The organism is Serratia quinivorans (assembly GCF_052113645.1).
Classification (GTDB): Bacteria; Pseudomonadota; Gammaproteobacteria; order Enterobacterales; family Enterobacteriaceae; genus Serratia; species Serratia quinivorans_B.
In genome coordinates this window covers 224,644-236,935 of the sequence record NZ_JBIEIU010000006.1, presented here as the reverse complement: position 1 = coordinate 236,935, position 12,292 = coordinate 224,644, and the positions used below count along the sequence as shown (strand labels likewise).

General features: G+C 57.5%; 10 protein-coding genes. 5 read left to right on the top strand and 5 right to left on the bottom strand.

Annotated elements, in window-relative coordinates:
* Positions 1-111: 111 nt before the first annotated feature.
* A complete protein-coding gene (locus ACGS9J_RS13680) occupies positions 112-1,776 on the top strand; it encodes an ATP-dependent endonuclease (RefSeq protein WP_442231421.1) in 1,665 nt (554 codons plus the stop codon).
* Positions 1,777-1,789: 13 nt separating this feature from the next.
* Here ACGS9J_RS13680 and ACGS9J_RS13675 read toward each other — a convergent pair whose 3' ends face one another.
* Complete coding sequence (locus ACGS9J_RS13675; RefSeq protein WP_442231420.1) at positions 1,790-2,731, bottom strand: VirK/YbjX family protein; 942 nt, start codon at positions 2,729-2,731, stop codon at positions 1,790-1,792.
* A 192-nt stretch (positions 2,732-2,923) separates the two neighbouring features.
* Here ACGS9J_RS13675 and macA point away from each other — a divergent pair, with 192 nt between their 5' ends.
* Positions 2,924-4,039 carry a macrolide transporter subunit MacA gene (macA, locus tag ACGS9J_RS13670; RefSeq protein WP_442231419.1) on the top strand — a complete coding sequence of 372 codons (1,116 nt, stop codon included), beginning with the start codon at positions 2,924-2,926 and terminating at the stop codon, positions 4,037-4,039.
* Positions 4,039-5,985: a macrolide ABC transporter ATP-binding protein/permease MacB gene (macB, locus tag ACGS9J_RS13665; protein ID WP_442231418.1), complete on the top strand. Its 1,947-nt coding sequence runs from the start codon at positions 4,039-4,041 to the stop codon at positions 5,983-5,985. Before macA ends, macB begins: the two co-directional genes overlap by 1 nt.
* Before the next feature lie 77 nt (positions 5,986-6,062).
* Here the strand turns inward: macB and cspD are convergent, their stop codons facing one another.
* Complete coding sequence (gene cspD, locus ACGS9J_RS13660; protein ID WP_004942590.1) at positions 6,063-6,284, bottom strand: cold shock-like protein CspD; 222 nt, start codon at positions 6,282-6,284, stop codon at positions 6,063-6,065.
* Positions 6,285-6,644: 360 nt separating this feature from the next.
* Between cspD and clpS the strand changes: the two genes are divergently transcribed.
* Complete coding sequence (gene clpS, locus ACGS9J_RS13655; RefSeq protein ID WP_015671738.1) at positions 6,645-6,965, top strand: ATP-dependent Clp protease adapter ClpS; 321 nt, start codon at positions 6,645-6,647, stop codon at positions 6,963-6,965.
* A gap of 27 nt (positions 6,966-6,992) precedes the next feature.
* Complete coding sequence (clpA, locus tag ACGS9J_RS13650) at positions 6,993-9,272, top strand: ATP-dependent Clp protease ATP-binding subunit ClpA (protein WP_442231417.1); 2,280 nt, start codon at positions 6,993-6,995, stop codon at positions 9,270-9,272.
* Positions 9,273-9,474: 202 nt separating this feature from the next.
* Here clpA and infA read toward each other — a convergent pair whose 3' ends face one another.
* The 3 genes from infA to cydC all read right to left on the bottom strand — a co-directional run bounded on the left by infA (position 9,475) and on the right by cydC (position 12,292).
* Positions 9,475-9,693, bottom strand: coding sequence for a translation initiation factor IF-1 (infA, locus tag ACGS9J_RS13645; RefSeq protein WP_002211347.1), 219 nt, complete (start codon positions 9,691-9,693; stop codon positions 9,475-9,477).
* A gap of 106 nt (positions 9,694-9,799) precedes the next feature.
* Positions 9,800-10,525, bottom strand: coding sequence for a leucyl/phenylalanyl-tRNA--protein transferase (gene aat, locus ACGS9J_RS13640; protein ID WP_442231416.1), 726 nt, complete (start codon positions 10,523-10,525; stop codon positions 9,800-9,802).
* 30 nt (positions 10,526-10,555) lie between these two features.
* Positions 10,556-12,292 carry a heme ABC transporter ATP-binding protein/permease CydC gene (cydC, locus tag ACGS9J_RS13635; RefSeq protein WP_442231415.1) on the bottom strand — a complete coding sequence of 579 codons (1,737 nt, stop codon included), beginning with the start codon at positions 12,290-12,292 and terminating at the stop codon, positions 10,556-10,558.

The following is a 12,292-nucleotide window of genomic DNA, read 5'->3' as shown; positions in this document are numbered from 1 at the left end:
AGTAAAGCGGCAGATTTGACGTCGTCCTCTTGACCTGCAAGGGGTTTTTTGACCATGCTCAGAGAAGGTCACCCCATTAAGGACGGTGGCAGCTCGCACGGGAGGCGACAGATGTTCTTAGAGCGTATCGAGATTGCAGGTTTTCGCGGCATTAACCGGTTGTCGCTGATGCTGGACGACAACACGCTGCTGCTGGGCGAAAACGCCTGGGGTAAATCCAGCTTGCTGGACGCGTTGACCCTGCTGCTGGCGCCGGAGCAAAAGCTGTACCGTTTTGAAGGGCATGACTTTCATTTCCCCCCCGGCGAGGAAGAGGCCAAAGAACGGCATTTGCAGGTGGTATTTACCTTCTGTGAAAAAGACATCGGCCACGCTCATCTGCCCCGTTATCGCCATCTTTCGCCGCTGTGGATCAAGGGCGAGGATAACCTCAACCGCATTTACTACCGCTGTGAAGGCGAACTGGCCGATGACGGTACGGTTTGTACCTGGCGTGGTTTTCTGGATGCCGACGGTAACGCGATGCAGTTGCATCATATTGAGCAACTGGCGCATGCGATTATCCGTATCCATCCGGTGTTGCGCTTGCGAGACGCGCGTTTTATCCGCCGCTTGCGGCCCAGCACGTTAAACGATCAAAACCCGGCCGACAACAAAGCCCTGGCCCAACAGCTGGATCAATTGACGCGAGAACTGGTACGCAACCCGCAAAAGTTGACTAACGCCGAGCTGCGACAGGGGCTGGCGGCGATGCAGCAACTGCTGGAGCACTACTTCGCCGAACAGGGCTCGCAGGTGTCGCGACCGCGCCGACAGCGGCTGGATCAAGATCAGGATCAGCAGGCGTGGCGCTCGCTGGACAGCATCAACCGCATGGTGGCGGAACCTAACAGCCGTAGCATGCGTCTGATCTTGCTGGGGATGTTTTCTACGCTGCTGCAGGCCAAGGGCAGCATCAAGCTGGATCCGCACGCCCGGCCACTGCTGCTGGTGGAGGATCCGGAAACCCGTCTGCATCCGATTATGCTGTCGGTGGCCTGGGGGCTGCTCAACCAACTGCCGCTGCAGCGCATTACCACCACCAACTCCAGCGAACTGGTGTCGCTGGTGCCGGTAGAACACGTGTGTCGCTTGGTGCGTGAGTCGGGGCGTGTCGCCACCTATCGGCTGGGGCCGCGTGGGCTGGGCCCGGAGGATGGGCGCCGTATTGCTTTTCATATTCGTTTCAACCGACCTTCCTCACTGTTTGCCCGCTGCTGGTTATTGGTGGAAGGCGAGACCGAAGTCTGGCTACTGAGCGAATTGGCACGCCAGTGCGGCTATCACTTTGAGGCAGAGGGCGTACGGGTGATCGAGTTTGCCCAGTGCGGGTTGAAACCGTTGCTGAAGTTCGCCCGACGCATGGGCATTGAGTGGCACGCCCTGGTGGACGGTGATGAAGCGGGGAAAAAGTACGCCAATACCGTACGCAGCATGTTGGATAACCACGAGGATAACGAGCGCGATCGGCTGACCGCATTGCCGGCACCGGATATGGAGCATTTCATGTTCCGCGAGGGATTCAGCCCGGTTTACTACCGGGTGGCATCGGTGCCGAAGAATGCGCAGATGCCGGTGCGTAAAGTGATCCTGAAAGCGGTACATCACTCCTCGAAACCCGATTTGGCGATCGAAGTGGCGATGCAGGCAGGGCAGTGGGGCACGGACTCGGTGCCGCCACTGTTGAAGAAAATGTTTTCACGTGTGACCTGGCTGGCGCGTGGCCGCGCCGATTAGGATCAGGCCAGGGTCAAAAATGCTCTGCCATTCCCTGTTCCAACTCGTCCAGTAACTGATAACGACGGCGGTATTCGGCTCGTTTCTTGCTGGCGATGTCGTCGATCGGTTTACGGGTGATGTGCTCCGGCAGCAGGAAATAACCGCTTTCAAGCATTTTGCCCCCCATTGAGGCCCAGAACTGGTCGTAATCGGCATGCAGTTGGTCTTTCTTTTTACTGTGGTAGCGCCAGTTCTGATAGATATGGGTGGCGTTGCTGACCGCCACGATTTGCTTAATGCCCAAATGACGCGCCAGAGTGCAAATCCCTTCCAGCGCCAGCCGTTTCGGGAACAACCCGTGGCACTCTTTGGTGGCCTGCTGGATTTCAGCGTGCGGCACCTGATGATTGGCTCCCTGTAATCCCCCAATGAACAGCGTCGGCTTTTGCTGATAGTGCATCAGCGAAAAGGTGATTTCCGCCAGCATAATGCCGTTGGCGTTACGCAGCAGCAGGGTGGCTTCGCCTTCCTTGTTCAGGTTGTCGATGGCCGCCAGTTCCAGCGAAACCGGGGCCCCGCTCTTGCCGTTGGCGCAGGCGAGCACAAAGGGCTTTTTCAGGTGCCCAAGCAGCATTTTCATCGGCATGCGTTGCGTGCTGAGATCGTAGTGATCGCGCAGGGCGAACAAGCACTCGATTTTGCTCATGTTCGCCGCCAGATACGGGCGATGCAGTTTGCACGGCAGATTGGGCTGCGCGCTCAGGATCTCATCCAGCAGGGGATTGGACGCCAGCGTGCTTAGCAAGCCGCTGGTGGTACGCCAGCAAAATAACGAACGACCGATAAACTTCAAACGGAATGACGTTTTTTTCCAGACGTTACTCGGCGTCTTTTCGCCATTGATCAGCGCCGTCATCAGTTGCCAGCCGTTAAGCGGGCGTGCAGATACGAGTGGATAGCTGAGCTGTGACATGATGAAATCCTTGGCTGTGTTGAATGGCGCTATTTCATCAAGGCTTCACTAAACGAGAGGTCAATGCCCAACTGTAACCAAGCGTGTCTCCACATTGTGTTGAGCTAAGGTTTAGTTATTCCGCACGGTGCGTGATAATTTACCCCCGCTGCCGCTATTGGCAGTATGAATTGCAACAGGCAGGAACCTATTTTGACGTGGTTTAAAGGACACAAGCGACGCTGGATTATGGCGCTGATCGTAGCGGCGGCAATCGCTGTGCTGGCGATCTGGCACTTCGGCCACCCGACGCCAACCCAGTTTAAAACGGTGAAGGTCGCCAAGGGCGATCTGCAGCAAAACGTACTGGCGACCGGTCAGCTTGACGCGGTGCGCAAGGTTGACGTTGGTGCGCAGGTCAGTGGGCAGTTGGAAAGCCTGTATGTCGAGATCGGCGACCGGGTGAAAAAAGGTCAGTTGCTCGGCGTGATTGATCCACAGCAGGCACAAAACAGCATCCGCGAGGGTGAAGCGACGCTGCGCGAACTGCATGCCCAGTTACAACAGGCCCAGGCGGAACAACAGCTGGCGGCGGTAACGCTGCAACGTAATCAGGCGTTGGCCAAGCTGCAGGCGGTCTCGCGCCAGGATCTGGATCAGGCGGCCACGCAGTTGGCGGTGAAGAAGGCGCAGGTGGGAACCATCAATGCGCAAATCGCCAAAAATCAGGCCAGCCTGGACACCGCAAAAATCAACCTGGCGTTTACCCGTATTGAAGCGCCGATGGACGGCGACGTGGTGCAAATCACCACGCTGCAGGGGCAAACGGTGATCGCCGCGCAGCAGGCGCCGAACATTTTGACGCTGGCGGATCTCAGCACCATGTTGGTGAAGGCCCAGGTGTCGGAAGCGGACGTCATCAGCCTGAAACCGGGCCAAAAAGCCTGGTTTACCGTGCTGGGCGATCCTAATCGGCGCTTTGACGGCGTGCTGAAAGACATCCAACCGACGCCGGAAAAGGTCAATAACGCCATCTTCTATTACGCGCGCTTTGAAGTGCCGAATCCCGAGGGGTTACTGCGTCTGCAAATGACGGCGCAGGTGCATATTCAACTGGCGGGTGTCAGCCAGGTGCAGGTGATCCCTCTGGCGGCGCTGGGCGACCAAATCGCGGATAACCGTTACCAGGTTTCTGTCCTGAAACAGGGTAAAGAGGAAAAGCGCGAGGTGACTATTGGCCTGCGTAATAATATCGACGTGCAAATTCTCAGCGGGCTGAACATTGGCGATGAAGTGATCGTCAGCCGCGGCGGCGCGGAGTCCACCTGATGGCGGCGTTGTTGGAACTGAGCGGCATCAGCCGCAGTTATCAATCGGGCGACCAGACGGTGGCGGTGCTGAAGAACGTGAGCCTGAGCATCGAGGCCGGTGAAATGGTGGCCATTATGGGGGCCTCCGGCTCCGGTAAATCGACGCTGATGAATATTCTCGGCTGTCTGGATAAGCCCAGTTCCGGCGTGTATCGGGTGGCCGGGCAGGACGTGGCGACGCTGGATAGTGATGCGTTGGCCCGGCTTCGGCGTGAACATTTTGGCTTTATTTTCCAGCGTTATCATTTATTGCCGCATTTGAGCGCGGCGCATAACGTCGAAGTGCCGGCGGTGTATGCCGGGTTGGGGAAGGCGGCACGCCGTGAGCGGGCGGTTGCGCTGTTGCAGCGTCTTGGCCTTAACGAGCGTGTCGGCTACCGGCCGAGCCAACTTTCCGGTGGCCAACAGCAGCGCGTCAGTATCGCCCGCGCACTGATGAACGGCGGTCAGGTGATCCTGGCGGATGAACCGACCGGCGCCCTCGACAGTCATTCCGGTGAAGAGGTGATGACCATCCTCAAGCAACTGCGCGAGCAGGGGCATACGGTGATTATCGTCACTCACGATCCGGCGGTAGCCCAGCAGGCCGAACGGATCATTGAAATCCGTGACGGCGAGATCATTGCCGATTCACGCCCGGACGGGCGGATCAACCCGAACGCCAAACCGCTGGAAATGGTGGCTCCGGCACCGTCCTGGCAGCAAACCATTGGCCGTTTCCGCGAAGCGCTGGTGATGGCCTGGCGGGCGATGGCCGCGAGTAAGATGCGTACCGCGCTGACCATGCTCGGCATTATCATCGGGATCGCCTCGGTGGTTTCGATCCTGGTGATCGGTGACGCCGCCAAACAGATGGTGCTGGCCGATATCAAATCCATCGGCACCAATACGGTGGACATCTACCCCGGCAAGGACTTCGGTGACGACGATCCTACCTTCCGCCAGGCGCTGAAGTACGACGATCTTGCGGCGTTGCGAGAACAACCTTACGTCAGCGCGCTGTCGCCCAGTATCGCCAGCAGCATGCGGCTGCGGTTGGGTAACGTCGACGTTGCCGCTAACGTGACCGGGGTCAGCGAACAGTTTTTCCGCGTGTACGGCATGACCTTCACTCAGGGCGTCGGCATTGATCAACTGCAGGTGCAATCGCAGTCGCAAACGGTGGTGATCGACGCCAATACCCAACGCCGGTTGTTCCCGCACCAGAAAGATGTGGTGGGGCAGGTGATCCTGGTGGGCAATATGCCGGCCACGGTGGTGGGGGTGGCGAAAGAAAAGCAGTCGATGTTCGGCAGCAGCAAGACGCTGAACGTCTGGGTGCCCTACAGCACCATGGCCAATCGGCTGATGGGGAACGCTTACTTTGATTCAATCACCGTGCGTATTCGTGAAGGTTACAATAGCCAGGAGGCGGAGCAGCAGTTGACGCGCTTGCTGACGCTGCGCCACGGCAAGAAAGACGTCTTCACCTATAACATGGACAGTCTGGTGCAGACCGCAGAGAAAACCACGCGTACGCTGCAGCTGTTTTTGACGCTGGTGGCAGTGATTTCATTGGTGGTTGGCGGGATCGGCGTGATGAACATCATGTTGGTGTCGGTGACGGAACGCACGCGAGAAATCGGTATACGTATGGCGGTGGGCGCTCGCTCTGGCGACGTCTTGCAGCAGTTTCTGATAGAAGCGGTGCTGGTGTGCCTGGTCGGCGGTGCCTTGGGCATTACGCTGTCCTTCGCCATCGGCCTGCTGGTGCAAGTGGTGTTGCCGGGGTGGCAGATAAGCTTCCCACCGGCGGCGCTGCTGAGTGCGTTTGTGTGTTCCACCGCCATCGGCGTGGTGTTCGGCTATCTGCCGGCACGCAGCGCGGCGCGGCTTAACCCGATTGACGCGCTGGCACGCGAATAATAAGCTAATAAAAAATGCCAGTCGCGCGGCGGCTGGCATTTTAGTGGGGTATTTCAGACTGACTCTGCGCAAGCGCGTTAGGCCAGAGCCTCGCTTTCCAGTGGCACAATAAGACTCGCATGGTTCCCTTTTGGCCCTTGGTGCACATCAAAACTGACCTGCTGGCCAGCTTTCAGCGTCCGGTACCCATCCATCTTAATCGTAGAATAGTGGGCGAATATGTCTTCGCCGCCGCCTTCAGGACAGATAAACCCAAACCCTTTGGCGTTGTTGAACCATTTAACAGTACCCGTCTCCATGCTTTTACATCCCTCGCAACGCTATTTTTAGGTGAGATGAATAACTGAATTCGCACCCGCCAGAAGCAGGCAGCAGATGAGGCTAAAAGTGGTTAAAACACCACCAGCTCACGAATTTACACTCTAGAGCAAATGATCATCACGTCAAGGGATCGGCTTTTGTCGGCAGGGAGCAGTTCATCAAAGTTTGAAGCAGGTAACGATCTTGACATTGTTTGGTAACAATTTGTCAGAGATTTTTTGCGCACGTTCCAGTGCGGCGGGATGATGGCGAAGATGATAAAATAGTAATGATACCCCACTTTGAATAACCGGAACCTGTCCCCATATTAAAGGACAGAGCAGAGAAGATGAGCAGCGATGGGCAATAGCAACGATTGGCTAAACTTTGAACACTTGGCCGAAGAAAAACAAATCGATGCGGTAAAACCGCCGTCTATGTATAAAGTTATACTTAACAACGACGATTACACACCGATGGAATTTGTGATTGACGTTCTGCAAAAGTTCTTTTCTTATGATATTGAACGCGCAACGCAACTGATGCTCACGGTCCACTATCAAGGCAAGGCGATCTGCGGTGTGTTTACTGCCGAGGTGGCGGAAACCAAAGTCGTCCATGTGAACCGTTATGCGAGGGAGAACGAGCATCCGTTGCTTTGTACGCTAGAAAAAGCCTAGATTTAGGCAACTATTGGGGAGGTGCTTATGCTCAATCAAGAACTGGAACTCAGTCTCAACATGGCTTTCGCCAGAGCGCGTGAGCACAGACACGAGTTTATGACCGTGGAGCACCTGTTGCTGGCGTTACTCAGCAACCCTGCCGCGCGAGAAGCGCTTGAGGCATGTACGGTGGACCTGGCTGCACTGCGTCAGGAGCTGGAAGCCTTCATCGAACAAACCACGCCGACACTGCCTGCCAGCGAAGAAGAGCGCGACACTCAGCCGACGCTCAGCTTCCAGCGCGTGCTGCAGCGTGCGGTATTCCATGTGCAATCTTCCGGCCGCAGCGAAGTCAGCGGCGCCAACGTGCTGGTGGCGATTTTCAGCGAGCAGGAGTCGCAGGCGGCTTACCTGCTGCGCAAACACGACGTCAGCCGTCTCGACGTAGTGAACTTCATTTCACATGGCACACGTAAAGACGAGCCGGGCCAAGCGCCGAATGCGGAAAACCCGGTGAATGAAGAGCAGTCCGGAGGGGAAGACCGTATGGAAAACTTCACCACCAACCTCAACCAACTGGCGCGGGTGGGCGGCATCGATCCTTTGATTGGCCGTGACCCTGAGCTGGAGCGCGCTATTCAGGTGCTGTGCCGTCGTCGCAAGAACAACCCGCTGCTGGTGGGCGAATCCGGCGTGGGCAAAACGGCGATTGCCGAAGGCCTGGCCTGGCGTATTGTGCAGGGCGACGTCCCGGAAGTGATGGCGGACTGCACGCTGTATTCACTGGATATCGGTTCATTGCTGGCCGGCACCAAATACCGTGGCGACTTCGAAAAACGTTTCAAAGCGCTGCTGAAACAGCTGGAGCAGGATAAGAACAGCATCCTGTTTATCGATGAGATCCACACCATCATCGGCGCCGGTGCGGCTTCCGGTGGGCAGGTGGATGCTGCCAACCTGATTAAACCGCTGCTTTCCAGCGGCAAAATTCGGGTTATCGGCTCGACCACTTATCAGGAATTCAGCAACATCTTTGAAAAAGACCGTGCGCTGGCCCGTCGTTTCCAAAAAATCGACATTACCGAGCCGACGCCGGAAGAGACCATTCAGATCATCAACGGCCTGAAAACCAAGTACGAAGCGCACCACGATGTGCGTTATACCGCAAAAGCGGTGCGTGCGGCGGTTGAGCTGTCGGTGAAATACATCAATGACCGTCATTTGCCGGACAAGGCTATCGACGTCATCGACGAGGCAGGCGCCCGCAGCCGATTAATGCCGATCAGCAAGCGCAAGAAAACGGTCAACGTTGCCGACATTGAGTCGGTGGTGGCACGTATCGCACGCATCCCGGAAAAAACCGTGTCGGCGAGCGATCGCGATGTGCTGAGAAGCCTGGGTGACCGTCTGAAAATGCTGGTATTCGGCCAGGATCAGGCGATTGAGGCACTGACTGAAGCGATCAAAATGAGCCGTGCCGGTCTGGGCCACGAGCGTAAACCTGTCGGCTCCTTCCTGTTTGCCGGGCCAACCGGCGTCGGGAAAACCGAGGTGACGGTTCAGTTGGCGAAGGCGATGGATATTCAACTGCTGCGTTTTGATATGTCCGAGTATATGGAACGTCATACCGTCAGCCGTCTGATTGGCGCGCCTCCGGGTTATGTTGGTTACGATCAGGGTGGCCTGTTGACCGATGCGGTGCTCAAGCATCCGCATTCGGTAGTGCTGCTGGATGAAATCGAGAAGGCGCACCCGGACGTGTTCAACCTGCTGTTGCAGGTCATGGACAACGGTACCCTGACCGATAACAACGGTCGCAAGGCGGACTTCCGCAATGTGATCCTGGTGATGACCACCAACGCCGGGGTGCGTGAAACCGAACGTAAATCGATCGGTCTGGTTCAGCAGGACAACAGCACCGACGCGATGGAAGAGATCAAGAAAGTGTTCACGCCGGAATTCCGTAACCGTCTGGACAACATTCTTTGGTTCAACCATCTGTCGACCGAGGTGATCCAGCAGGTTGTCGATAAGTTTATCGTCGAACTGCAGGCACAGCTGGATGCGAAGGGCGTGTCGCTGGAAGTGAGCGACGAAGCGCGCGACTGGCTGTCGGTGAAAGGCTACGACCGTGCCATGGGCGCTCGTCCGATGGCGCGTGTGATGCAGGAAAACCTGAAGAAACCGCTGGCCAACGAATTGCTGTTCGGCTCGCTGGTGGACGGCGGCTCGGTGAAAGTCGAGCTGGATAAGGACAATCAGAAACTGACTTACCACTTCCTCAGCGCGTCGATGCGCAAAGCGGATGAAGGTGCGGTGCACTAAGGCCAGGTCAGATAAAGAAAAAGCGATGCTTCGGCATCGCTTTTTTTATGGGTGAATTTCACCGCAATAGAAATGATTGAGCCCTCTCAGTTTACCTGCGCTCTCGCAACACGATGTTGAACGTTGCTACGGGGGTAAACGGAAAGGGCTCCGGAGGCATTACATCCTCGGTGCCGCCATCGGCTGGCGACGAGTGAGCCGATTAACGGCTACGGAAGACAATGCGGCCTTTGCTCAGGTCGTACGGGGTCAGCTCTACAGTGACTTTGTCGCCCGTCAGGATGCGGATGTAGTTTTTACGCATTTTACCGGAGATATGTGCGGTTACCACGTGCCCGTTTTCCAATTCAACGCGGAACATGGTGTTCGGCAGCGTATCAAGAACGGTGCCCTGCATTTCAATATTGTCTTCTTTGGCCATCGAATCCTCTAGGTCTAACTACCTTAGTTTTTAACCGGCAAGATAATGCCGAAAAACCCACATTATGTAAAGAAGTGTCGGTGAACATTGCACCGTTTCCGCAAAATTAGTTTGTTGGGGAGGGTGGTTCAACCTGCTGTGGGGGTAACACTTGCGGTACCCAGCACTCTGGCGCTAATGGCTTGCGCTGAAGCTGACTGAGCTGCTGCAAAAATTGTCTTCGGGGGATCTCTTTCGCTCCCAGCGTGGCAGTGTGAGCGTTAAGCACCTGACAGTCAATCAATTCTCCGCCATAAGCGGCAAAATGGCGGCAAAAAGTCATCAGGGCGCACTTGGAGGCATTGGTGGTGCGGCTAAACATCGATTCGCCGCAGAACAACGCGCCCTGAGCTACGCCGTACATGCCGCCCACCAGCTTTTCATCCTGCCATACCTCGACTGAATGAGCGAAACCAAGGCGGTGCAGATGCAGGTAAGCGCGTTGAACCTCCGGCCCAATCCAGGTGCCTTCCTGCGGCCGATCGGCACAGGCGGCGATCACCGCGGCGAAATCGTGGTTCAGCGTGACGCGAAAGGGGTTGCTGCGCAGAAAGCGTTTCAGACTGCGACTGACATGACGTTCGGCCGGGAGCAGCACCGCACGCGGATCGGGAGACCACCATAAAATGGCTTCGCCCGGCGAAAACCAGGGAAAGATGCCACGTTCGTAGGCGGCCAGCAAACGCGGTGCTGTCAGATCGCCGCCAATAGCCAGCAGGCCGTTAGGATCGCGCAGCGCGCCCTCAGGAGAGGGGAACGCCAATGACTGCGATGACAGCTTAACAATGCGCATATAAGGTCTCAGCGTCCTCTACAGGCCATTTTACAGCGGTATACCGCTGATACGTTGGCGGAAGTGGGCATAACGCCCCTGTTGGCGCATCAGGGTGAGATGGTCACCTTGCTCGACAATTCGGCCGCCGTCCATCACGCAAATACGATCAAGGTGCTCCAGTCCATACAACCGGTGGGTGACCAGGATCAGCGTTTTCCCCTGGCAATGTCGGCGCAGCAGCGCCAGGATCTGCTGTTCGGTTTCGGCGTCCAGGCCTTCGGTCGGCTCATCGAGCAGCAGCAGCGGCGCCTGATGCAACAGCGCGCGGGCGATGCCGAGACGGCGCTGCTCACCACCAGAAAGCTGGCGGCCGCCGTCGCCCAGCCAGGCGTTCAGCCCTTCGTTTTCCAACAGCTTGTCCAACCCGACTTGCTGGAGCACTTCGCGTAACTGTTCATCGGTCGCGGTTGGCGCGGCGATACGCATGTTTTCGCGCAAGGTATCGCTGAAAATATGCACCCGCTGGCTGACGACGGTGGTCATCCGGCGCAGCGTGGTTTCATCGTAAGCCGCCAGAGGATGGCCGTTGAGCAGGACTTGCCCGCTGTCGGCATTCCAGGCGCGGGTGAGCAACTGCAACAGGGTCGATTTACCGCAGCCGGTGCGCCCGAGCAGTGCAATGTGCTCACCGGTGGCAATCTCCAGAGTGACGTCCTGCAATACCGGCTGCGGTTGGTCGGGATAGGTGAAGGTGAGCTGCTGCAGGCTCAGCATGGCGCCGTTTTCGGCGGCTGGGCCGGTGGCTGGGAAGGTGACTTCCGGCTGTCGGTCGATGACCTGCTTCACCCGTGTGGCGGAGGCGATCACCTGTCCCAGGTGCTGGAAAGCACCGGCCACCGGCATCAAGGCTTCAAACGAGGCCAGCGCGGCGAACACGAACAGCGCAATCAGCGCGCCCGGTTGGCTATCGCCGCCGATGCCGGCTGCGGTGAGCCACAGTAACAAGGTGACCGTCAGGCCGCTGGCCAGGATCATCAGCGCTTGCGCCATTCCCCCTAACGAAGCCTGTTGCCACTGGCGGCGCTGCCAGTGGCGTTCGGTGGCATCCAAAGTGGCGCGGAAGTGATCCACTGCACCGAATACCACCAGTTCGGCCTGGCCCTGCAGCCAGGCGGTCAGATCGGTGCGGTACTGGCCGCGCAGGGCGGTCAGTTGGCCGCCAATCGGCTTGCCGGCCCGATAAAATACCGGTGGCACCAGCAGCAACAGCAGCAGCAGAATACCGCCCAGCGTCAGGGCCAGGGAAACGTCCAGCCAGCTCAGGCCGTAAGTCACCACGACAATCACCACGGCGGCGCTGACCAGCGGTGAAATCACCCGCAGATACAGGTGATCCAGCGTATCGACGTCCGCCACCAGCCGGTTAAGCAAATCGGCCTGACGGAAGCGGGCAATACCGCCCGGCGACAGCGGCAGGATTTTTTTAAAGGTAAACACCCGCAGATGGGACAGCACGCGGAAAGTGGCATCGTGGCTGACCACGCGTTCGGCGTAGCGCCCGGCGGTGCGGAAAATGGCGGCACCACGTACGCCGGCCGCCGGCAACATGTAGTTGAAGGTAAACAGGCCTGCCAGCCCGGCCAGGGCCGACGCGGCGAGGAACCAGCCAGACAGCGCCAGCAGGCCGATGCTGGCCAGCAGCGTGATGATGGCCAGAATGATGCCCAGACAGATCAGCAGGCTGTGACGACGGTACAGCGCCAGGAACGGCAGCAAAACGCGCAT